The sequence below is a fragment of the Halomonas almeriensis genome, from assembly GCF_030409235.1.
Taxonomy (GTDB): Bacteria; Pseudomonadota; Gammaproteobacteria; order Pseudomonadales; family Halomonadaceae; genus Halomonas; species Halomonas almeriensis.
Window position 1 is genome coordinate 1 of sequence record NZ_JAUFPO010000010.1, and the last position, 22,844, is coordinate 22,844.

20 protein-coding genes are annotated in these 22,844 nt (G+C 62.6%); 8 read left to right on the plus strand and 12 right to left on the minus strand.

From position 1 onward, the window contains the following. Both QWY74_RS09850 and QWY74_RS09855 read left to right on the plus strand, forming a co-directional pair. Positions 1 to 343, plus strand: a 343-nt coding sequence (locus QWY74_RS09850; RefSeq protein WP_290314235.1) for a hypothetical protein, incomplete at its 5' end; no start/stop codon positions are given. Next, a complete protein-coding gene (locus QWY74_RS09855; protein WP_290314236.1) occupies positions 340 to 1,416 on the plus strand; it encodes a DUF262 domain-containing protein in 1,077 nt (358 codons plus the stop codon). The genes QWY74_RS09850 and QWY74_RS09855, both read left to right, overlap by 4 nt. 59 nt (positions 1,417 to 1,475) lie before the next feature. On the opposite strand, the gene QWY74_RS09860 is transcribed toward QWY74_RS09855, so the two are convergent. From QWY74_RS09860 to QWY74_RS09890, 7 genes are all read right to left on the minus strand, one after another. Next, a complete protein-coding gene (locus QWY74_RS09860; RefSeq protein ID WP_290314237.1) occupies positions 1,476 to 2,375 on the minus strand; it encodes a hydroxymethylglutaryl-CoA lyase in 900 nt (299 codons plus the stop codon). Between the two features lie 171 nt (positions 2,376 to 2,546). After that, entirely contained in the window at positions 2,547 to 4,583 is a 2,037-nt protein-coding gene (locus QWY74_RS09865; RefSeq protein WP_290314239.1) for an acetyl/propionyl/methylcrotonyl-CoA carboxylase subunit alpha, read from the minus strand. 2 nt (positions 4,584 to 4,585) lie between these two features. Next, positions 4,586 to 5,410, minus strand: coding sequence for an enoyl-CoA hydratase-related protein (locus QWY74_RS09870; RefSeq protein WP_264827283.1), 825 nt, complete (start codon positions 5,408 to 5,410; stop codon positions 4,586 to 4,588). 252 nt (positions 5,411 to 5,662) lie between these two features. Beyond that, on the minus strand, positions 5,663 to 7,270 hold the full coding sequence (locus tag QWY74_RS09875; protein WP_290314240.1) for a carboxyl transferase domain-containing protein: 1,608 nt from the start codon (positions 7,268 to 7,270) through the stop codon (positions 5,663 to 5,665). 159 nt (positions 7,271 to 7,429) lie between these two features. Further along, the gene (locus QWY74_RS09880) at positions 7,430 to 8,599 is read right to left on the minus strand and encodes an isovaleryl-CoA dehydrogenase (RefSeq protein ID WP_264827287.1); all 1,170 of its coding nucleotides are present in this window, start codon (positions 8,597 to 8,599) and stop codon (positions 7,430 to 7,432) included. A 493-nt stretch (positions 8,600 to 9,092) separates the two neighbouring features. Then, entirely contained in the window at positions 9,093 to 10,091 is a 999-nt protein-coding gene (locus tag QWY74_RS09885; protein WP_264827289.1) for an NADP-dependent oxidoreductase, read from the minus strand. 99 nt (positions 10,092 to 10,190) lie between these two features. Then, entirely contained in the window at positions 10,191 to 11,243 is a 1,053-nt protein-coding gene (locus QWY74_RS09890; RefSeq protein WP_264827291.1) for an NAD(P)-dependent alcohol dehydrogenase, read from the minus strand. A gap of 180 nt (positions 11,244 to 11,423) precedes the next feature. On the opposite strand from QWY74_RS09890, the gene QWY74_RS09895 reads away from it, so the two are divergent. Continuing rightward, a complete protein-coding gene (locus QWY74_RS09895; protein WP_264827292.1) occupies positions 11,424 to 12,320 on the plus strand; it encodes an AraC family transcriptional regulator in 897 nt (298 codons plus the stop codon). Positions 12,321 to 12,354: 34 nt separating this feature from the next. On the opposite strand, the gene hmpA is transcribed toward QWY74_RS09895, so the two are convergent. Then, on the minus strand, positions 12,355 to 13,539 hold the full coding sequence (gene hmpA, locus QWY74_RS09900) for an NO-inducible flavohemoprotein (protein ID WP_264827293.1): 1,185 nt from the start codon (positions 13,537 to 13,539) through the stop codon (positions 12,355 to 12,357). A 334-nt stretch (positions 13,540 to 13,873) separates the two neighbouring features. On the opposite strand from hmpA, the gene norR reads away from it, so the two are divergent. Next, the gene (gene norR, locus QWY74_RS09905; protein ID WP_264827294.1) at positions 13,874 to 15,421 is read left to right on the plus strand and encodes a nitric oxide reductase transcriptional regulator NorR; all 1,548 of its coding nucleotides are present in this window, start codon (positions 13,874 to 13,876) and stop codon (positions 15,419 to 15,421) included. 6 nt (positions 15,422 to 15,427) lie between these two features. On the opposite strand, the gene QWY74_RS09910 is transcribed toward norR, so the two are convergent. The 4 genes from QWY74_RS09910 to QWY74_RS09925 all read right to left on the minus strand — a co-directional run bounded on the left by QWY74_RS09910 (position 15,428) and on the right by QWY74_RS09925 (position 18,616). Next, positions 15,428 to 15,682, minus strand: coding sequence for a hypothetical protein (locus QWY74_RS09910; protein ID WP_264827295.1), 255 nt, complete (start codon positions 15,680 to 15,682; stop codon positions 15,428 to 15,430). 142 nt (positions 15,683 to 15,824) lie between these two features. After that, positions 15,825 to 16,310, minus strand: a complete 486-nt coding sequence (locus QWY74_RS09915) for a LabA-like NYN domain-containing protein (RefSeq protein WP_264827296.1) — start codon at positions 16,308 to 16,310, stop codon at positions 15,825 to 15,827. 72 nt (positions 16,311 to 16,382) lie between these two features. Then, entirely contained in the window at positions 16,383 to 17,444 is a 1,062-nt protein-coding gene (locus tag QWY74_RS09920; RefSeq protein ID WP_264827297.1) for a proline racemase family protein, read from the minus strand. Further along, positions 17,441 to 18,616, minus strand: a complete 1,176-nt coding sequence (locus QWY74_RS09925) for a zinc-binding dehydrogenase (protein WP_264827299.1) — start codon at positions 18,614 to 18,616, stop codon at positions 17,441 to 17,443. The genes QWY74_RS09920 and QWY74_RS09925 overlap by 4 nt, the downstream gene beginning before the upstream one ends. A 252-nt stretch (positions 18,617 to 18,868) precedes the next feature. On the opposite strand from QWY74_RS09925, the gene QWY74_RS09930 reads away from it, so the two are divergent. From QWY74_RS09930 to QWY74_RS09945, 4 genes are all read left to right on the plus strand, one after another. Then, the gene (locus QWY74_RS09930; protein WP_264827301.1) at positions 18,869 to 19,663 is read left to right on the plus strand and encodes an AraC family transcriptional regulator; all 795 of its coding nucleotides are present in this window, start codon (positions 18,869 to 18,871) and stop codon (positions 19,661 to 19,663) included. Between the two features lie 137 nt (positions 19,664 to 19,800). After that, positions 19,801 to 20,877: a TRAP transporter substrate-binding protein gene (locus tag QWY74_RS09935; protein WP_264827303.1), complete on the plus strand. Its 1,077-nt coding sequence runs from the start codon at positions 19,801 to 19,803 to the stop codon at positions 20,875 to 20,877. A 92-nt stretch (positions 20,878 to 20,969) separates the two neighbouring features. Then, on the plus strand, positions 20,970 to 21,545 hold the full coding sequence (locus QWY74_RS09940) for a TRAP transporter small permease (protein ID WP_264827305.1): 576 nt from the start codon (positions 20,970 to 20,972) through the stop codon (positions 21,543 to 21,545). Beyond that, entirely contained in the window at positions 21,542 to 22,819 is a 1,278-nt protein-coding gene (locus tag QWY74_RS09945; RefSeq protein ID WP_264827306.1) for a TRAP transporter large permease, read from the plus strand. Before QWY74_RS09940 ends, QWY74_RS09945 begins: the two co-directional genes overlap by 4 nt. Positions 22,820 to 22,844: the final 25 nt, after the last annotated feature.

Consider the following 22,844-nt stretch of genomic DNA (forward strand, 5'->3'; position numbering starts at 1 on the left):
TATGACATGGGGTCAACACCTTACCGGTTTGGTCAGGTGTTGCACTCAGAATTTGCGGCCAAGCCTTGCGCAAAATCAGAGAACCCAGTTAAGGCCTTTGGCTACCATTGCAACTAGAAATAATGCAAGAATTCAGGCTCAGCATGGCGTTTTCACAATACATCACCACGAAAAAATACCGATAGAAGAAGTTGGTGACAGGAGTCATGTAATAAAGTACGTCATTCCATATGATAGTAAGTACAGTATTCTTAAGCAATTGTCATTGCTTGGTTATACAAGGTTCCAGCTTTTTCCTGAGCTTGCGAGTATTGGTCATATAATTAAAGGGAGTTTGCTGTGAGCTATATAGAAACATCTCCAATTAAAAATAGCACCATAATGCTTCTTTACTCTGAGCGTTCTGAGATAAAGCTGGATCCTCCTTATCAAAGAATGGGTGGTGTTTGGACAAAGGAAAAGAAACAACTTCTAATTGACTCTATACTAAATGATTATGACCTCCCTAAAATATATTTTCATACATATAGCCGAGAGCAATCCTCTCTTACCGGAATTAGTTATGCGGTGATTGATGGGCGTCAAAGACTGGAGACTATATGGGGATTTATTGATGGAGACTTCACACTTTCTGATGACTTTGAATATCAGAGGGATCCGGGGATTGATCTTTCAGGTTTGAGTTATGACGACATCGCAAAAGAGTACCCTAGGATAAAGATAAAGTTTGACTCTTTTGTTCTACCAGTCATCGCTGTCGATACGGATGACGAAGATCTTATAGAGGATATGTTTTATCGGCTAAATGAAGCTGTACCGTTGAACGCAGCTGAAAAAAGAAATGCAATTGGCGGTGAAATGGTTCATGCCATTAGAGACTTAGCTGAGCACGACCTCTTCAAAGAGAAGGTCAAGTTTAGCAATAAACGGTACCAGCATAGAGAAGTAGCAGCTCGTTTTCTTTTGTTGGAAGAAAATTTAAGGTTTGAAAAAACTTTAATGGATACAAAGAAAGTCTATCTGGATGCAATGGCTAGGAATTACTATTCGGGGCAGTCAGATCGTGTAAACGAAATGCTAGAAGCTGCCAAGCGCGTAGTTGATAAAATGTATGACGTTTTCACCAGTAGCGATGAGCTTTTGAGGGCGCAAGGAAATATGACAGTATATTTCCTGATTTTTAGGTATGCAGTTGAACGTGGTCTTGATAGTGAGATCACTCGTCGCAAGTTAATTGACTTTAATGAAAAGCTAAAGGCCAATCGCCTTACGGCAATTGAGGATTATGAAAATTCATCTTTTGACCTTTTGGAATATGACAGGTTAACACAACAAGGAACAAACGATGCATCGAATATCAAGGAGCGCCTTTCGATCCTTAGTGAATTTGTTGGCATTGGGGAAGTAAAAATCTAACCAGGCGCTCAACGGGACGCCAACTACGCGCTGCTCCGTTGGCGCCCGTTAGCTTAACGTTAACTCCTAGTGATTGACACCCCAACTTTCGACCGATTGGGCCGGCCGATGGTGCGGGTGATCCAGTCACCGGTGGCGGCGAGGGTGTCGAGGTCGATCCCGTGTTCGGTGCCGAGGCCGTTCAACAGGTAGACCACGTCTTCGCTGGCGACGTTGCCGGCGGCGCCCTTGGCATAGGGGCAGCCGCCGAGGCCAGCGACGGCGCTGTCGATGACGCTGATACCTTCCTCGAGCACGGCGTAGAGATTGGCGATGGCCTGGCCGTAGGTGTCGTGGAAGTGGGCGGCGAGCTTGTCCATGGGGATGTCGCGGGTCACGGCTTCCAGCATGTGTTTGGCGGTGAGCGGGGTGCCGGTGCCGATGGTGTCGCCGAGCGAGACTTCGAAGCAGCCCATATCAAACAGAGCTCTGGCGACCCGGGCCACCTGATCCGGTTCAATCTCGCCTTCATAGGGGCAGCCGAGCACGCAGGAGACGTAGCCGCGTACGGGTACATTGGCCTGGCGGGCGCGTTCCAGCACCGGGGCGAAGCGTTGCAGTGATTCGTTGATGGAGCAGTTGATGTTCTTCTGCGAGAAGGCTTCGCTGGCGGCGCCGAAAACCGCGACTTCCTCCACGCCGCATTCCAGGGCGTTTTCGAGCCCTTTGAGATTGGGGGTGAGGGCAGAGTAGGTGACGCCGGGTCGACGCTGCAATCGCGTCATTACTTCGCGGTGGTCGGCCATCTGCGGTACCCACTTGGGCGAGACGAAGCTGGCCGCTTCGATATGGCGCAGGCCGGCATTGGCGAGGCGGTCGATCAACTCGAGCTTGGTGTCGGTGGCGATGGCGTCGGGCTCGTTCTGTAGCCCATCGCGGGGGGCGACGTCGACCAGGCGGACTTGCTTGGGGAATCCCACGGATAATCTCCTGCCTTGTACTAAGACCAGTTGGCGCTAGAGCTCTTGATCGCGGCTTGCCCGGTGACAGCTCTCAGAGGGGGCGCTGTGAATACTTCCCTGTACGCTACCGATGCCATCCATGGCATCGGACCCCCTCTGTGAGCTGTCCCCGGCGCCGCTTGCTCGGTGTTATTCACCGCTGTTCCCAACGGCTGCGAATTCCAGCAGCACGTCGCCCTGGCCGACGGTGTCGCCGGCCTGGAAGTGGAAGCTCTCCACCTGGCCGTCGGCGGGGGCGGTCAGGGTATGTTCCATCTTCATGGCTTCCATGACCATTAGCGCCATGCCTTTTTCCACCCGCTCGCCGGGCGCCACCAGCAGGGTCACCACGGTGCCGTGCATGGGGGCGGTGAGGGTGGATTCAGCTTCCTGGCGGCCGTGGTCGATGGCGTCCAGGCGTCGCCAGAATAGCCGTGTTTCGCGCCGTGGGTCGACCATGACGATCTCGCCGCCATCCACCAGCCGTGCCTGCAGGCGTCGGCGGTGGCCGTCCAGGGTGACAGCCACGGCGTCGCCTTCGATGGGGTGCAGGCTGCCTGCCAGAGTGGTGTCGCCAACGTGCAGTTGCCAGGCCTCGCCGGGGGCGCTCTGGCGGCCTTCCATCGTGACCAGGGCGTCGTCGTCATCCCGGCGTGTCGGGTCGCTCAAAGCGATGCGAATGGTGTTGTCGCTGTTGAGCCGAAAGCCGTCATGGCGATCCCAGGGAGAGTGGCTCTGCTGCTCGCGGCCGAGCTGATGCAGGCTCACCAGGGCGGCGGTGGCATAGTCCTCGGCGGTGTAGTGGCGCGGCGCGAACAGGTCGGCGTGGTGGTGCTCGATGAAGCGGGTATCCAGCTCGGCGGCGGCAAAGGCCGGATGGGTGGCCAGCCGCTGCAGGAAGTCGCGGTTGGTGGTCACGCCCTGGATATCCAGCGCCGCGAGGGCACGATTCAGGGTGGCCAGGGCCTGCTGGCGTTCGTCGCCGTGCACGATCAGCTTGGCGAGCATGGGGTCATAGTGCATGGAGACGCGGTCGCCGCTGGCCACGCCGCTGTCCAGACGCACCTGAGTGGTCGCGAGCCCGGCGCCGTCCAGGTCGAGTGCGAAACGATGCAGGGTGCCGGTGGCCGGCAGGAAGTCTTGGGCCGGGTCTTCGGCGTAGAGGCGGGCTTCGAAACTGTGTCCGCTGATATTCAGGTCTTGCTGAGCCAACGGCAGGGGCTCGCCCATGGCCACGAGCAGTTGCCATTCGACCAGGTCCTGCCCGGTGATCATCTCGGTGACCGGATGCTCCACCTGCAGGCGGGTGTTCATCTCCATGAAGTAGAAGGACCCGTCGGCATCCAGCAGAAACTCCACCGTGCCGGCGCCTACATAGCCGATCTCACGGGCGGCGCGTACTGCGGCTTCGCCCATCTCGCGGCGCAGCGAATCGGTCATGCCGGGGGCGGGGGCTTCCTCGAGCACCTTCTGGTGGCGACGCTGCACACTGCAGTCGCGTTCGAAGAGGTAGACGCCCTGACCCTGGGTGTCGCAGAACACCTGAACCTCCACATGGCGTGGCTGGGTCAGGTATTTCTCGATCAGCATGCGGTCATCGCCGAAGGCGGCGCGGGATTCACGGCGGCAGCCGTCGAGTGCTGCCTGGAAGTCCTCGGCGGACTCGACCACGCGCATGCCCTTGCCGCCGCCACCGGCGCTGGCCTTGAGCAGCACCGGGTAGCCGATGCGTTCGGCTTCGCGCTCGAGTAGGGCGTCGTTCTGGTCGGCGTCGTGATAGCCGGGCACCAGGGGCACGCCGGCGTCATGCATGCGGGCCTTGGCGGCGGACTTGTTGCCCATGGCGGCAATCGCCGAGGCGGGCGGGCCGACGAAGGTTATGCCGGCCTCCGCCAGTGCCGCGACGAAGTCGCCGTTCTCGGAAAGGAAGCCGTAGCCGGGATGCACGGCCCCGGCACCGGTGCGCTGGGCGGCGGCGATCACGGCGTGGATATCCAAGTAGCTGGATTGAGCGGCGGCCGGTCCGATGCGCACGGCCTCATCGGCCTCGCGCACATGGCGGGCATCGGCATCCGCATCGGAATATACGGCCACGGTGCGCAGGCCCATGTGGCGGGCGGTGCGCATCACGCGGCAGGCGATCTCGCCGCGGTTGGCCACCAGCAGGGTGTCGAAGGCAGGGCTCATGTTCAGCGCTCCGTGGTGGATGAGGGGGCCGGCGCCCAGACGGGCCGGCGTTTCTCGAAGAAGCTGTTCAGGCCTTCCTGGCCTTCATCGCTGACGCGCAGGCGGGCGATGACCTGGCAGGTGTGCTCACGCGTGGCGGCAGTGTCCGGCTCCCGGGCCACCTCGGCCAGCAAGGCCTTGGTGGCGCGACTGGCCTGTGGCGAGGTAGCCAGCAGGGTCTCGATCATCGTTTCCAGCGCCGTGTCGAGCGCCGCCGGCTCGACGACCCGGTGCACCAGCCCCAGCGCCTCGGCTGTGGTGGCGTCCATGACCTCCGCACTGAGTGCATAGCGACGCATCTGGCGTCGTCCGATGGCGTTCTGCACGTAGGGGCTGATGACCGCCGGCGAGAGGCCGATCTTCACTTCGGAGAGGCAGAAGCGGGCTTTCTCGGAAGCGATGACGATATCGCAGCAGGCCGCCAGCCCCACGGCTCCGCCGTAGGCCGCCCCCTGCACCCGGCACAGGGTCGGGCAGGGCAGGCTATCGAGCCGCTGCATCATGCTCGCCAGCTCCCGCGAGTCGGCCAGGTTGTCCTCGACGTCATACTCGACCATGCGCTGCATCCAGCCCAGATCCGCCCCGGCAGAAAAATGCCGACCCGCCGAACCCAGCACCAGCAGCCGAACCTCCCCGCGTTCCGCCGCCTCGGCCACCGCCGTCAGATGCGCATTCAACTCCGCGATCAAGGCATCATCAAAGGCATTCAGCACCTCCGGCCGATCCAGCGTCAGCCACGCGACGCAGCGGTCGTCGGTCTCGAGTCTTGAGTAGTTTGTGTGTGGCATGGGGAACCCCTCGACAAGTGTGAAGAGGGAAGAACGGCGCTGCGCGCCTGGAAGAGTGAAGAACGCGGCTCGCAGAAATCCCTTGACACCACATATCCTGGCATCAGCCTGCCTTCTTCCTTCTTCCTTCTTCCTTCTTCCTTCTTCCTTCTTCCTTCTTCCTTCTTCCTTCTTCCTTCTTCCTTCTTCCTTCTTCCTTCTTCCAGCCGCTCGTATCTCGTTTCTCGCAGCTCGTTTCTGGCGCGTAGCGCCTTACATCCTGAACACCCCGTACTTCGTATCTTCGATCTCGGCGTTCATGGCGGCGGCGAGCGAGAGGCCGAGGACGTCGCGGGTCTGCGCCGGGTCAATGACGCCGTCGTCCCAGAGGCGGGCGCTGGCGTAGTAGGGGTGGCCCTGGTGCTCGTACTGCTCGCGGGTCGGCTGCTTGAAGGCGGCTTCCTCCGCGTCGCTCCATTCGCGGCCTTCGCGCTCGAGCTGTTCGCGCTTGACCTGGGCGAGTACGCCGGCGGCCTGTTCGCCGCCCATCACCGAGATGCGCGCGTTGGGCCACATGAACAGCAGGTTGGGGTCATAGGCGCGGCCGCACATGCCGTAGTTGCCGGCGCCAAAGCTGCCGCCGATGAGCACGGTGAACTTGGGTACCCGGGCGCAGGCCACGGCGGTGACCAGCTTGGCGCCGTGCTTGGCGATGCCTTCGTGCTCGTATTTCGAGCCGACCATGAAGCCGGTGATGTTCTGCAGAAAGACCAGCGGGATGCCGCGCTGGGTGCACAGCTCGATGAAGTGGGCGCCCTTGACCGCGCTCTCCGAGAAGAGCACGCCGTTATTGGCGAGAATGCCCACCGGATGGCCATGAATATGCGCGAAGCCGGTGACCAGGGTGTCGCCGTAGGTGCGCTTGAATTCATCGAAGGCCGAGTCGTCGACGATGCGCCCGATCACTTCGCGCACCTCGAAGGGCTTGCGCAGGTCGGTGCCGACGATGCCGTACAGCTCCTGAGGGTCGAGCCGTGGTGCCTTGGGCGCCTGCATGGCGAGCTGGCCGCGTTTCTGCCAGTTGAGGTGTGCCACGCAGCGCCGCGCCAGTTGTAGGGCATGGGCGTCGTTCTCGGCGTAATGATCGGCCACGCCACTCACCTTGGCATGAACATCGGCACCGCCCAGGTCCTCGGCACTGATCGACTCGCCGGTGGCCGCCTTCACCAGCGGCGGCCCACCGAGAAAGATGGTGCCCTGTTCGCGCACGATGATCGACTCATCGGCCATGGCCGGCACATAGGCGCCGCCGGCGGTGCATGAGCCCATGACCACGGCGATCTGCGGGATGCCCTCGGCGGAGAGGGTGGCCTGGTTGTAGAAGATGCGGCCGAAGTGGTCGCGGTCCGGGAAGACCTCGTCCTGGCAGGGCAGGTAGGCGCCGCCGGAATCCACCAGATACAGGCACGGCAGACGATGCTTGCGCGCCACTTCCTGGGCGCGCAGGTGCTTCTTGACGGTCAGCGGGAAGTAGGTGCCGCCCTTGACCGTGGCATCGTTGGCAACGATCACGCACTCCACCCCGGACACTCGGCCTATGCCGGTCACCACCCCGGCGCTCGGCACCGGGTCGTCGTAGACCTCGTGCGCCGCCAGCGCGGAAAGCTCCAGAAACGGCGACCCCTCGTCCAGCAGATGGTCGATACGGTCACGCACGAACAGCTTGCCCCGCGACTCATGACGCGCCCGCGCCTTCTCGCCGCCGCCCTGATGAACCGCCGCCGTCAACGACCGCAAGCGGCTCACCTCCGCCCGCATCGCCGCCTCGTTCGCCTGAAACCCCTCGCTGCGAGGGTTGATTTGGGTAGTCAGAATGGACATGTTTTGTTTCCTGAACTGGCTTGCGTGGTTTGGTACGCGAGCTTCCGGCGTCGGCAAAGTTGAAAGAGGGAAGGCGGCACTTCGTGCCTTGAAGAGGGAAGAAAACCCTTGAAGTCACACTCTGGCACTAGACTTCCTTCTTCCTTCTTCCTTCTGCGTTTACGCCGATTCATTAAACACTTCCCGCCCGATCAGCATGCGGCGGATTTCGCTGGTGCCGGCGCCGATTTCGTAGAGTTTGGCGTCGCGGAGCAGTCGGCCGGTGGGGTATTCGTTGATGTAGCCGTTGCCGCCGAGCAGCTGGATGGCGTCGAGGGCGACCTGGGTGGCCTTTTCGGCGCAGTAGAGGATGGCGCCGGCGGCGTCCTTGCGCGAGGTGTGGCCGCGGTCGCAGGCGCCGGCGACGGCATACAGGTAGGCACGGCAGGCGTTCAGGGTGGTCAGCATGTCGGCGACCTTGCCCTGTACCAGCTGGAATTCACCGATGGCCTGGCCGAACTGCTCGCGCTCGTGGAGGTAGGGCACCACCACGTCCATGGCGGCCTGCATGATGCCGATGGGGCCGGCGGCCAGCACGGTACGCTCGAAGTCCAGGCCGCTCATCAGCACCCGCGCGCCCTTGTTAACCTCGCCGAGGACATTCTCGGCGGGCACCTGGCAGTCCGTGAAGACCAGCTCGCAGGTGTTGGAGCCGCGCATGCCGAGCTTGTCGAGCTTCTGAGCGGTGGAGAAGCCCTCCATGCCTTTCTCGATGATGAAGGCGGTAATTCCCTTCGAGTCGGCGTCCGGATCGGTCTTGGCGTAGACCACCAGTACATCGGCGTCGGGGCCGTTGGTGATCCACATCTTGTTGCCGTTGAGCACATAGTGATCGCCGCGCTTCTCGGCCTTGAGCTTCATGGAGACCACATCGGAGCCGGCGCCCGGCTCGGACATGGCCAGGGCGCCGACCTGGTCGCCGCTGATCAGGCCGGGCAGGAATCTGGCCTTCTGCTCGGCATTGGCGTTGAGCTTGATCTGGTTGACGCAGAGGTTGGAGTGGGCGCCGTAGGAGAGCGCCACCGAGGCGCTGGCCCGCGAGATCTCTTCCATGGCGATGCAGTGAGCCAGGTAGCCCATGCCGCTACCGCCGTCTTCCTCGGCCACGGTAATACCCAGCAACCCCATGTCGCCAAACTTTTTCCAGAGATCGGCCGGAAATTCGTTTTGCGCATCGATCTCCGCGGCGCGGGGGGCGATCTCGTCACGCGCAAAGGCGTTGACCTGGTCGCGCAGCATGTTCAGCTCATCGGGGAGCCCGAAGTCGAGAGGCTGATAGGGCGAATACATGGCGAACTCCACGGGTCGTGTTTGGCGCCTGGGGCGCGACAAGGGTTTATCAGCGATGCAAAAAGTCTAAGACAGCTTTACGTTAACGTAAAGGTAACAAGTTCAGAGTTAGACCAAGGTTGATGGGGGAACCAGAAGGAAGAGGAAAGAGGGAAGAGCTGGAAGCCGGAAGCCGGAAGCTGGAAGTGGCGTGGTGCAGGAAGCGAGTCGCGAGCGACGAGAAACGAGCGGTTGGAAGCAAGCCGCGGGCGGGTAGCAAAAGCTGAAGGCAGAGGGAAGATAAAAAGAGGGATGAGGGATGAGGGATGAGGGATGAGGGATGAGAGAGTAGAGAGGCAAGAGGCGAGGGGCGAAAGGCGAAAGGCGAAAGGCGAAAAGCGAAAGGCGAAAAGCGAAAGGCGAAAGGCGAGAGGCGGGGGCTGGGAGACAGGAGCCGGGGTGTTGGGGGTTTGGGGTTGGGCAGGCCGTGGGGGCACGGCCTGCCCGGAAGGGTTCAGAGTCTCACCAGCATCTTGCCGCGATTGGCGCCTTCGAAGAGTTTCAGGAAGGCTTCGGGGGTTTGTTCGAGGCCGTCGATGACAGTTTCATCGTGTTCGAGGTCGCCGCGGGCTACCTGAGGGCCGATTTCCTCGAGGAAGGTCGGGTAGTGCGCCCAGTGGTCGAAGACGATGAAGCCTTCCATGCGTGCGCGGCGGATCAGCACCATGGCCAGGTTGCTGGGCCCGGGGGCCGGGGCGGTGTCGTTGTAGCCGGCTATCAGGCCGCACACGGCGATGCGCGCCCCGACGCGCAGGGTGTTGAGTGCCGCTTCGAGGCAGACGCCGCCGACGTTCTCGTAATAGACGTCGAAGCCCTCGGGGCAGGCGTCCAGCAGGGCGGCGGTCAATTCGCCGGCGTCGCGGTCCTTGTAGCTGACCGCCTTGACGCCCAGGGATTCGAGCCAGTCGAGCTTGGCCTGGGAGCCGGCGATGCCGACCACGGTGCCGCCCCTGGCCTTGGCCAGTTGCACCGCCAGCGAGCCCACGGCACCGGCCGCGCCGCTGACCAGGACGTTGTCACCCTGCTTCATTTCGGCAATGCGGTTGAGCCCGGCCCAGGCGGTCATGCCCGGCATGCCCAGCACGCCTAGATAGGCCTGCTCGGGGACGTCATGCCCCGGCAGGGGCTCAAGGTGGCTGGCCGGCAGCTGGGCGATATCGCGCCAGCCCTGCATGTGGCGGACCTTGGTGCCCACCGGAAAGTCGGGTGAACGGGATTCTATGACGTCACCGATAGCCGCCCCCTCGAGCGGTGCGCCCAGCTCGAAGGGCTCGATATAGGTGGTGACACCGGTCATCCGGCCGCGCATATAGGGGTCGACGGACAACCAGGTGTTGCGCACCCGGACCTCGCCGTCGGCGAGCTCGCCGAGTTCGGCTTCGCGCAGCGCAAAAAGCTCGCGAGCCGGGGTGCCCTGAGGGTGATCGGTGAGGGTGAAAAAGCGTGACTGCATGCAGGTTCTCCTCTGGGAGCGGGGCAACGAATGAAGCAGTACGACCGGCCGCCCCTGGAGGCGGCCGGTGGCATGAAGCGAGCTGTGCGGCTTGGCCGCTCAGTCCTTGAGCGATGCCATGTCGATGACGAAGCGGTAGCGCACGTCACCCTTCTCCATGCGCTCGTAGGCGGTATTGATGTCCTGGATGTTGATGGTCTCGATATCGCAGGTGATGTTGTGCTCGGCGCAGAAGTCGAGCAGCTCCTGGGTCTCGGGAATGCCGCCGATCAGCGAGCCGGCCAGCACGCGCCGCTTGAAGACCAGGTTGGCGCCCTGAATCGCCGGTTCGATGGGCTCGACCAGGCCGACCATGATATGGATGCCGTCGTACTTGAGCGTGGCCAGGTAGGGGTTCAGGTCGTGCTGAACCGGCACGGTGTCGAGCATGAAGTCGTAGGTTTCTGCCACGGCTTCCATCTGGGCATCATCGCCGGAGACCACGACGTGATCCGCGCCCTGGCGACGAGCTTCCTCGACCTTTGCCTCGGTGCGTGTGAATACGGTGACCTCGGCGCCCAGCGCCTTGGCCAGCTTGACACCCATGTGGCCCAGGCCGCCCATGCCGATGACGCCGACCTTGTGGCCGGGCTTGACGCCATGGTGGACCAGCGGCGAATAGGTGGTGATGCCGGCGCACAGGATCGGCGCGGCGGCGGCCGGGTCGAGGCCCTCGGGCATGCGCAGCACGAAGTGCTCGCTGACCACCACGCTGTCGGAGTAGCCGCCCTGGGTCATGGTGCCGTCCTGGCGGTCCGGGCTGCCATAGGTCATGGTCATGCCTTCCAGGCAGTACTGCTCGACGCCATCGGCACAGGCCTGGCAGTGACGGCAGGAGTCGACCATGCAACCCACGCCGACCATGTCGCCGACCTTGAACTGGCTGACGTCATCGCCCACGGCCGTCACCCGGCCGACGATTTCGTGGCCCGGCACCAGCGGATACTGGCTGAAGCCCCAGTCGTTGCGGGCGAAGTGCAGGTCGGAATGGCAGACGCCGCAGTAGAGGATCTCGATCGCGACATCGTCCGGGCGAGGTTGGCGACGTTCGAAGTTGAAGGGGGCCAGGGGCTGGTCGCTTGACTGAGCGGCATAGGCACGAGTGGCACTCATGGGGACTCTCCTGTTGATACCATCAGGTTGATGTACCCCGGCATTATGGCGCCGAATGGCGCCGGAAAAGACCGAGGTTTCTCCGGGATTTTTGTCAATTCCTCCATTCATCGGCGACGCGGCGCTATTCAGGGGAGTAAAATTGTCTCATTCGTTTGCCTGAAGCCGTCAAGGAGTTGCATGACCGTGTCCGCCCCGTCCACCTGTCCGCTGATCGAACTGATCACCCCGCTGGTCGAGCGTGACGGCTATATTTCGACCTCTCTGCCATCCGTCACCTTGATGGCTTCGCGGCGTCCGGTGCCGCGTACGCCACTGATCTATGACCCCAGCCTGATCATCGTCGCCCAAGGGCACAAGGTCGGTCATCTGGGGGATCGGGAGATCCATTACGGCCCCGGTCAGTATCTGGTGCAGACCCTGCCGCTGCCGTTCGAATGCGAGACGCAGGCTTCCGAAGAGGCCCCATTGCTGGGCGTGGCGGTACGCTTCGACCCGGCACTGCTCGGCGAGCTGGTGGCGGCCATGGGCGAGCCCGCCACTGCCGAAGTGGCACCGGTGCCCATGGATTCGGTTTCGATGTCTCCCGGCATGCAGGCCGCCGTGGAACGCTTGCTTCGCACCTTGCATGACTCGGCCGAGACGACCGCCATGGGTGAGGCGCGGGTCCGCGATGTGGTCTTCGAGGCCCTCAAGGGCGAGCAGGGCGCCGCAATGCGCGCCCTGGTTCATCATGACGGACACTACTCGCGTATTGTCGAGGTGCTGTCCTGGCTGCACGAGCATTATGCCGCGGATGTCTCCGTCGACGCTCTGGCCGCTCAGGCCAGCATGAGCCTTTCCACCTTTCATCAGCACTTCAAGCAGGTGACACAGGCCTCGCCGCTGCAGTATCTGAAACGGCTACGACTGATCAAGGCCCAGCAGCTCCTTGTGCAGGAGGCCTGCAACGTCAATCAGGCCGCCGAGGCCGTGGGCTACCGCAGCGTCTCGCAGTTCAGTCGCGACTATAAGCGCTGTTTCGGTAACACCCCCTTGAAGCACCGCCAGGAAGAACGTGCCCTACAGTTGCCCTGACCAGACCGACGAATGGCCGCTGCCGGGTAACGCCTCAGGCAGCGGCCAGCTCGCGAGCCGGGCCGAAGTGCTCGAAGTGGCGCTGGCCTTCTGGCACGCCCAGGGCCTTAAGGTAGCCATTCACGGCTTCCATAAAGCCCTGTGGCCCGACGAAGTAGCAGTGGGTGGTGTCATCCGGCAGGTATTGGGCCAGCAGTGCTTGGGTGACGCGTCCGGCCGGAGCTGATGGTGGGTTCGATGCGGCGTTCTCGTGAAGGGTGACCACCGTCAGTTGATCCGGATGTTCGCTCAGGCAGGCATTCACCTCCTCGCGGAACGCATGGTGCGCCTCGTCCTGGGCGGCGTGCAGATAGGTCACGCGTCGTCCCTCCTGCAGCGCCTGGCGGAGCAGCGACAGCATCGGTGTCTGGCCGACGCCGCCACTCAGCAGCATGATGGGGCTGTCAGGGGCCGCCGGCAGCGTCAGGTCCCCCGCGGGTGGCAGCAGCTCGATAACATCGCCGACCCCGAGGCATTCATGAAAGTGGCCGCTGGCCAGGCCATCCGTTTCACGCTTGATGGAAATCCGGTAGCTGTGGCCATTGGGCGAGCCCGAGAGGCTGTAGTGGCGGTACACCGGGGTGTCGCCGATCATCAGCCGTACCCCGATGAACTGGCCCGGCTGAAAATCGGCCACCGGCTGACCATCTTCCGGTTCCAGTACGAAGGAGCGGATCACGGCGCTCTCCTGGCGAGTGCTGGCAATGCGAAAACGCCGCTCGCCCCGCCAGCCACCGGGCGTCTCGGCGAAGGCTTGATACCGCTGCCCCTCGAGCTCGATCAGCAGGTCCGCCAGTTCCTGATAGAGGGCGCCCCAGGCATCCGCGATCTCGGGCGTCACGGCATCTCCCAGGACGTCGCCGATGGCGGCCATCAGGCACTCGCCGACGATCGGGTACTGGTCAGGGCGAATATTGAGGGAGACGTGCTTGTTGACCACGCCTTCCAGCACCTCACGTGCCCGCGCAGGGTCCTGACGCAACTGCACATAGGCCAGCACCGAGCTGGCAAGCGCGCGGGGCTGCCCGCCGTTGGCCTGGTGAGCCTGATTGAAGAGGGGCTTCACCTCGGGGTAGCGCTCGAACATCAGCGGGTAAAAGTGCGCCGTGATGGTGTTGAGGTGCTCCGCCACCACTGGCGCGGTTTGGGCAATGAGGGTTTCCTGGGTCTGGGTGAGCATGGTGTCTCCTGAATATCTCGATGTGATCGCTGACCGATCGAGATCAGCGGCGAGCCTTCGGGCTCATGTGGCACTCTGTCAGAAGCAATTGGCATGCCATCCGGCCGGGGCTGCGACAGCCTGCCGCATGGGCGCTCGCCAGGCCGCTTGGTGGGGCTGGATGGGCGATGGTGACTCCGCCTGGCCGGATGGCGCTGGGGACCGCCAATGCTTGATTCGGGCCTACTATGGTCAAAATGACAGTCGTCTAAATGACAATAGGCTGTCATTATGACTATCAGGGTGGCGCGAAGCTGCCGCCATGGTACTCCTTCATTACCGGAGCAAGCGGGACATGACGACCTTTCTACAGGCCCTGCGCGACCTGCTGGCGCAACTGGCCGAACATGAGGCAGCACAAAGCCACTGGCGTCGGCTGCTGGAAGCCATGGTCGGTGATCTGGCGGCGGATGCCAGCACTCTGATGGTGATGGATGGTGACGCGCTATGCCCGGTGGCCCTCATGGGCTTGGGCGATGAGGTGAGGGGGCGGCGCTTCACCCTGGCCGCGCATCCCCGTCTGGCGGCGATCGCCAATCATCCCGATGTGTGTCGTTTTCCTCAGGATTGTCCGTTGCCGGATCCCTTTGATGGCCTGCTCGACGACGACCTCAATGATGTGCACGATTGCCTGGGCGTGGCACTGCGCGACGAGCAGCGGTTGATCGGTGTGCTGACACTGGATGCCCTTGAGCCGGGCAGCTTCCAGGCGCTGGATGATGAGCGGCTGCTCAGTACCGCTCGTCTGCTGGGTACCTGTCTGCGCCTGGCCGAGCGGCTACGGGCGACCCGCACCCGGCTCAACGAGGTGCTGTCACACCCGCCACCGGCAGGCGAGGATTGGCAATGGAACAGCCCGGCCATGCGTCGCCTGGATGATGCCATCGAGATGGTCGCGCCCACCGAAATGAGTGTGCTGCTGCACGGTGAGACCGGTGTCGGCAAGGAGCGGGTGGTGCAGGCTCTGCATCGTCACTCGCGGCGTCACGACGGGCCGCTGGTGCAGGTCAACTGTGCGGCCATGTCGGAGGGCCTGGTCGAAAGTGAGCTGTTCGGCCATCGTCGCGGGGCCTTTTCGGGGGCCACCGAGCATCGCCGCGGTCATTTCGAGATGGCCGATGGCGGTACCCTGATGCTGGATGAGATCGGCGAGCTGCCACTGGCCCTGCAACCCAAGCTGCTGCGGGCGTTGCAGGAGGGCGAGATTCAGCCCCTGGGTGCGGAGTCGTCACGCAGGGTCGATGCGCGGGTGGTGGCCGTCACCAATCGGGATCTGGAGGTCGAGGTGGCGGCAGGCCGCTTTAGGGCCGACCTCTATCATCGGCTGAGCGTCTTCCCGGTGAGAGTGCCGCCCCTGCGCGAGCGCGTCGAGGATATTGCCCTGCTGGCCGGACACTTTCTGGAAGCCAACCGTATTCGCCTGGGACTTGGCAACCTGCGCCTGGAGGATGAGGCCCAGACTGCCCTGATGGCGTGGCACTGGCCCGGCAATGTGCGCGAGCTGGAGCATACGCTGGCCCGAGCGGCCCTGCGTGCCCTGGGCGACAGCGCTCATGGGGCGCAGCCCGACAGGCGACGCACCACTCTGAGGGTCTCGGCGGCGCATCTCGACCTGCCTGACCGGCCTTCGGGCGAGGCCATGTCCGAGGGCCGGCTCGGCACGCCGGCCGCGCCCATGCCGGAGGCCTCGCTACGCGAGGCGACCGACGCGTTCCAGCGGCAGCTCATAGAGCAGCGCCTGGCCGAGCATGCGCACAACTGGGCTGCCACGGCCCGGGCGCTTGGCATGGATGCCGGCAATCTGCATCGGCTGGCAGGACGACTCGGCCTTAAGGGATGGTGAGATGCCTCAATCGCCGGCCAGGCGATCCGCGCGCAGGCGCTCGATGCTCCAGCCAACCAGGCTCCAGCCAACCAGGCTAAGCATGTTCAGCAACAGGGCCAGAGCGATCGACAGCCAGCCAAGGGGGACCAGCGGCTGTGGGTTGTTGAGTGTGCTCTGTCCGACAATGACGTGCTGGGCCAGAAACTGCAGCACACCGCGAAGCAGCGCGGTGGTGATGAAGATGCCTGCCAGATAGCCCGAGGCTTTGCTGAAAAGCATCCTGCTTGTTGCTTGTAACGTGCGAATTCATGGGGAAGGGAGGGGGGTGACAGGATCCCTTGCCGTCAGGCTGCGCATGGTATGCCATTGGCCTCATACGGGCAGAGAAAACAGTGTTTTTTATTGTCAAGAATCGTGGCTGTCAGCGGGTTGGGCCGAGCAACAAGCGCCCCTCGATGGGAATGAAGCGCGATGCCGATCGTACAAGCGCCTCTGCGGTCAGGCTCGGCACGCCATAGACCTCGACCTCGACGTCGTGCTCCTGGCGCAGGGTGTCAGCCAGCAGGGCGAAATCTCCGTCTCCCGAGGCCAGTATTACGACTTCCACCTCGCCCGCATGCTTGATGGCATCCAGGGTGATGCCCACATCCCAGTCGCCCTTGGCGGAACCATCGGCACGCTGGATAAACGGCTTGAGTCGCACCTCGAAGCCGATGGCCCGCAGAATGTTCTGAAACTGGCGCTGCTTGCTGTCGCCGCGGTCAATCGCATAGGCAATGGCGCGCGAGACATGACGCCCCTGGGTGGCCTGGGCCCAGAAGGCGTTGTAGTCGACATTGCGCTGGTAAGCGTGACGGCTGGTGTAGTAGAGGTTCTGGACATCGAGAAGGATCAGGGCGCGCTGCATAGAGGGTACTCGTTGGATGCCGAGCGGCCCGCAGACCGTCCGGCCGGGATGCGCCGGCTTCTCCCGCCGGGTTCAGTTGGCGGCGTCGTCGGATGCGAGGATATGATAAAAGCTCCAGTCCTTCACCATCTGATCCTCCGGATTGACGATGATGGCCGAGTCGGCCAGCACGTAGCTCTTGCCGGTGATGGTGTTGTCGACGACCTGATGAGGGCCGGCCTGGTGGGTGCCGGTGAATTCGCCGATGAAGCCGGTCTCGCGCAGCGATACCGTTTCCAGCTTGTCGCCGGGCTGGATGCGACCTTCATGATTCATCAGGGCCAGGCGCGCTGAGGTGCCGGTGCCGGTCGTGCTGCGACAGATCACGCCAGGGTGTACATAGGTGGCCGAGCGTGAGCGGTAGAAGTCATCGGCCACCTGCTGGACCGGCCCCATGAAGTGCAGGAAGGGCAGGGGGCCGACATCGCCCAGGGTATAATGCGAGAAGCCGCGCTCGGCCTGAATGGCCTCGACAATGCGGTGGGCGCACTCGGCGAGCTGGCGTTCCTCTTCCTTGATCAGCTTGAAGCCGAGCTCGGTGGCATCGACCAGGGCATAGAAACCGCCGCTGTAGGCCACGCTATAGGTGACATCGCCAACTTCCGGTACATGGATGCTGGCGCGGTAGGTGTCGATGTAGCTGGGCAGCCCCTCGCAGGTGATGGACTCCACCACACCGTCCTTGACCCGGGCATCGATCTGCACCAGGCCGGCCGGTGCTTCGAGCATGAAGCGCTGGTGGCCCTCTCGCTTCTCGACCAGCCCGGCTTCGAGCACGGCGGTGGCGGTGCAGATGGTGTTCGAGCCGGAGTAGATGGGGTAGCCCATGACCTCCATGATGATATAGCCGGCCACGGCCTGAGGGTCGGTGGCCGGGACGATGAGGTCCACCGACATCTCCGGAATTCCGTAGGGCTCCTCCAGGAGCAGGCGACGCAGGCCGTCGGCGTCGTCGCGCAGGTATTCCATCTGGGCACGCACGCTGTCACCCGGCAGGGGCGCGATACCACCGAGCACAATACGACTGACATCGCCGCCGGCATGGGTGTCGAGTAGCCGCAGGCTTCTGGCCTGGGAAGGCGGGCGGTAGCTCATGCGATTTCCTCCAGGGCATGGGGGGCGCCATGGGTCGCCCATTCGCTGTCGGGCACGATGACGATCTTGCCCAGATACTGGCTGCCGCGCTTGACGAAGTAGCGCTCTGCCTTGTGCAGCGCGGAGAGCCTGAAGGCGGCGTGCAGCACCGGCTTGAGCTGGCCGCCACGGATCCAGTCGATGAGCTGCTCGGCTTCCTCGCGGGTGCCGTGGGACACACCGAAGATTTGCACCTGGTAGAGGTAGATACGCGTCCACATGATCTCGCTGATGTTACCGCCACTGGCGCCGGCGATCGAAAGGCGTGGATAGCTGGCACGGGCCTGCATGTCGAAGATCATGGTGTCGATGAAGCGGTCGGTCATCTCGCCGCCCACCAGGTCCATGACGGCGTCGATGGGCGCCCCGCCGGTCACCGCCTTGACCTGTTCAGTGAAGTGGCTCATGTCGCTGCGGTCGAATACCGCTTCGGCCCCCAGTTCGCGCAGGGCCGAGGCCTTGTCCGGCTGGCTCAGGGCATAGGGCCGAGCGCCGAGAATACGGCACAGCTGAATCAGGGCGGTCCCCACGCCACCGCTGGCGCCTGTGACCAGCACCCGCTCCCCGGCCTTGATGCCGGCAGACGTCAGCATGTGATAGGCGGTCTGATAGGAGCACATGCCCAGCGAGGCCAGTTGGGCGTCGCTGAGTTCGGGGTTGGCAATGTGGTGAAACTGGTCGGCGGGCACGGCGACGTACTCCGCGTAACCGCCATCCGCGCCATGGCCATAATAGTCGGGCGTCAGGTTGATATCCCGCCGGGCATCGGCATACAGGTTGAAATCCAGCAGCCCCCGCTGTCCCACGCGCCCTGAGTCAACGCCGTCGCCCACGGCCACGACCCGGCCGACGATGTCGGCGCCCTGGATGCGCGGGAAGGTCAGGGTCGGCGAGTCGCCCATGGCAAAGGAAGCCACCTCGCCCTTGTCCTTGGTCGGGTAGAGCCCTTCGCGTGCCTTGCGGTCGGTGTTGTTCTTGGCGGTGGCCGTCACCTTGACCAGTACCTCGCCAGCCGCGGGCTGTGGCGTGCTGACATCCTGGCGGTAGACCAGGGTGTCGATGTCGCCATGGCCGGTGAGCAGCATGGCGGCCATCTGGGCGGGAACCGTATCGGGCTGGGGGCGTGAACCCATCGGCGTACTCCTTGTAATCGGCAGATCGGGGTTGGCAGAGCCTGACCGATGCGCGATTCGGTCGGCAAACCGCTGACAATAGCAAACCCTTGGTCTGTGACCAGTGCTGTTTTTTTCCGATTTCGTGTCCTGGTGGCGAGATTTTTTTGCCCGATGCACAGCGTTGACACGGGGTTGTCGAACTCGCTTGAAGTGGCAGGCCAATCGAGCGCATGGTGAAAAGAACTAATTCTCATTGCTGGGGTCTGCGCCATGTCCCTGATTGATCTACGCGCCACCAACCTGGCGCGCGAATACGTGGCCCACGCTCATGGCCACCATCAATTGATTCTGGCGACGCGAGGGGCGACCGAGCTCTCCATCGAGGGAAGCGGTGAACGGGTGACCGGCAGTCGCGGCTGTCTGATTCCCTGTTCCCATCACCATGAGTACCTGGGCGATGGCAACAATCGGACCTTCGTGCTGGATATTCCGGTGGCCAGCCTGCCTTCCCTGCGCGATGCCAGCGAGATGGAACGGCTCTTCGACAAGCCCCGCTTCTTTGGTGTACCGCCGGAGCTGAACCGCCTGGCGGACAGCCTGATGCAGCAGCTCGAGCAGTGTCCGGCGCTGCACAGCGAAATTGCAGCGCTGCTGCTGCGGGCTCTGTACCTGCACCTCGAGTCCCAGCCGCTCTCGGAGCAGGGAGCTGCCTATGCTGCCGGGCGTGATGGGCGGCTCGACATGCCAAGCCTGGATGCCTGGATCGACCGGCATCTGGCCGAGGAAATCCGGGTCGAGAGTCTCGCGACCCAGTGCGCCCTGAGTGTCGGCCACTTTCATGCCTGCTTTCGCGATCGCATGGGCATGACGCCGCTGGCCTATGTGCAGCAGCGCCGCCTCAATCATGCGCGGACCCTGGTCAATCACAGTGGCTTGAGTCTCGGTCAGATCGCCGCACTGGTCGGTTTTCGCGATCAGGGCAGCTTCTCGCGGGCCTATCGGCGCGCCTTTGAGGTGTCGCCTTCCAGCGAGCGCCGGTTGCATGAGGCACTTGCCCGAGGGTGAGCTGCGCGAGTCTGGGGCAAGAACTTCTTATTTACAGGCAGGCAGGATGTCGCCTCGCTTTCTACATTGCTAGGTAGCGGTTCGCTTCGGGACTTTCCGGCGAACAACAACAACAGTGAAGACGCGAGGATATCATCATGCAAAAGACTTCCATGGCTCGTTGGGCAGCGCTGGCGGCCTTGCCCCTGGCGATCGCCAGCACCCAGGCACAGGCTCAGTCCTACGAGATGGCTATCTCGACGCTGATCCCCGAGAACCTCAAGAACAACAGCATCTATCCGGCCCTGGTGCACTTCAAGGAACAGGTCGAGACCCGCACCGACGGCGATCTGAAGGTCAGCATCTTCGGCGGCGGCCAGATGGGCTCCGAGGTCGAGACCGGCTCGCAGGTCCAGGCCGGTGGCCGTGCCCTGCAGTCCACGGTGCTGACGTCCGGTGCCATGTCATCCTTCTTTGATGACTACCAGATCGTGACCGCTCCCTTCCTGTTCGACAACTGGCGTCAGGCCTGGGCCTTCTTCGACAGCGAGTGGTTCGCCGACTTCATGTCCGGCACCATTGAAGCCGCCGACATGCGTTACCTGGGCACCTTCGATGATGGCGGCGGTTTTGTTGCCTTCACCAACAACGAGCGTCTGATCAAGACCGTCGAGGATCTCGAGGGTCTGAACATTCGCACCGAGGAAAACCCAGCGCACGTGGCGACCATGAAGGCCCTGGGCGCTTCCGCCACCCCCCTGCCCTGGGGCGAGCTGATTACCGCGCTGGAAACCGGCCTGGCCGACGGCCAGTTCAATGCACCGGTGATCAACACCACCTATGGTCTGGACGAAGTCACCGATTACACCACCCTGACCGGCCACGTCTACAACAGTGCCTCCTGGATGGTCAGCGAGACCTGGTATCAGGAGCTTCCCGAGGACTATCAGCGCATTGTCACCAGCGCCGCGCGTGAAGCCGTGCAGCTCAGCCATGGTGCGTCGGCGATGCTGGCCACGGCCAGCTGGCAGGAATCCTGCGAGCTCTTTGAAGAGTGCTACATCATGCCGACCGATGAGCGTCAGCGCATGGCCGAAATCGCTCGTCCGGCCTGGAAGGACTGGATCGTCAATGACTTCGGCGCCGATGAACAACTGGTCGAGGACATGCTCGGCAAGGTCGACGAACTGCGTCAGTCGCAGCCGGAAGAGACCTTCCAGCGTTACGGCCAATAACTCCCTGATTGGCTGACCCTCACCGGGGCGGTAACGGCGAGTCTCCGGCTTGCCGTTGCCGCTTTTCTCGCACCTAGCTTCGGGTATCGTCCATGGCTTTATTGACTCAGGCCCGTCGCCTCAGCGATGCCGTCAACCAGGTCGCGATCGTCATTTGCGTGACCTGTATTCTCGGCATGCTGGCGATTTCCTTTACAGGCTTTCTGTATACCCTGTTCACGGGGGGCGCGCTCAGCTGGACCTATTCGCTGGCCCGACTCTTCCTGCCGTGGATCGGCATGCTCTCCTCGACCATCGCGCTGCATGCCGGTGAGCACGTGGCCATGACCCTGTTGATGCGGCTCTTGCCCGAATCCCTGGTCAAGGTGGCGGCGGCGTTGACCCTGCTGGTCATCGGCTTCTTCGCCGTGCTGGTGATCTGGTATGGCTGGGGCTTTTTCCAGAATGCCTCGCAGATCTACATGGTGTCGGACACCATTCAGATTTCACGCAAGTGGACCGCCATCGCGGTACCGGTTGCCGGCGTGATCTTCCTGCTGCACCTGGTGCACGGCTTCAGTCTGCTGGAACACTTCACCGATGAGACGGAAGTGATCGAGGAAGCACTGCACAGTGACGATAACGTGGAGCCGGGCTCCACGGCTCAGGACAAGGAATCGCGCTCATGACGCCTGCCATCATTGCTTTTGTCGTTGTGTTGTTGATCGGCGCGCCCGTAGCCGTCGTCATGGCTATCTCGGGTGTTGCCGGCGTCTACTCGCTGGGTGGTGAGCGCCTGGTGGGTATCATTGCCGATCGCATGTTTTCCGGTGTCTCGGGGTACATGCTGATCGCCGTGCCGTATTTTATCTTCACTGCCGAACTGATGAACCAGGGCGGGCTGACCCAGAAGCTGATCGCCTTCAACAATGCGCTCTTCGGCCGGGTTCGCGGGTCGCTGTCCCACGTCAACGTCACGGTGTCGTTGTTCTTTGCCGGCCTGACCGGGGCGGCCATTACCGACACCGTGGCGATCGGCAAGATCATGATCCCCGAGATGAAAAAGCAGGGTTATGACGCCGAGTACGCCGCGGCGATCACGGCCTGCTCCTCGATCATCGGGCCGATTATTCCGCCGAGTGTGGTCATGGTGGTGTATGCCACCCTGCTGCGCGACACCTCGGTCATCGATCTGTTCGCCGGGGGCATTCTGCCGGGTGTCATGATGACCGGGGCGCTGCTGATTACCAGCATTGCGCTGGCGTGGATGCGCGGTTACCCCAAGCAGGCCGCCACGCCCATGCGCATGGCCTTCATGGCCTTTCTCACGGCGTTACCGGCGATGCTGGTACCCTTGATCATTCTGGGCGGCATTCTCTCTGGCATGACCACCATCACCGAGGCATCGGGCTTTGCCGCGGTCTACGCGATCTTCATCGGCGTGGCCTTCTATCGCAACCTGACGCTCAAGAAGATCTGGAAGGCTCTGGTCACCACGGTGAAGTTCTCCGGCGTGGTGTTCTTCCTGCTGGCCACCTCGGCGGTGCTCGGCTGGTTCGTGACGCGTTCCGGTATTGCCCGTGAGGCCGCCGAGATCATTACCACCCTCAGCGATGTGCCCTTCATTCAGATCATGCTGGTGTGTCTGCTGCTGATCATACTGGGGACTGTCATGGACGTGCTGCCGGCGCTGGTGGTGATCGGTCCGGTCGTTGTGCCGGCGATGGTGTCGCTGGGCTTTGATCCGCTGCACTTCGCGATCGTGATGATCGTGACGCTCAACATTGCCAATGTCACGCCACCGGTGGGCATGACGTTGATGACGGCGGCGCGAATCGCGGAGGTGCCTTACGAGCGGGCGATCATGGCGTCTCTGCCGTTCTATTGTGCCTTCATCGCGGTGGTCATGCTGCTGGCGGCCTTTCCGTTCTTCTCTACCTGGATTCCCTCCTTGCTGGGCTGAGGCAGGGGTGACGCAAGGAACATAT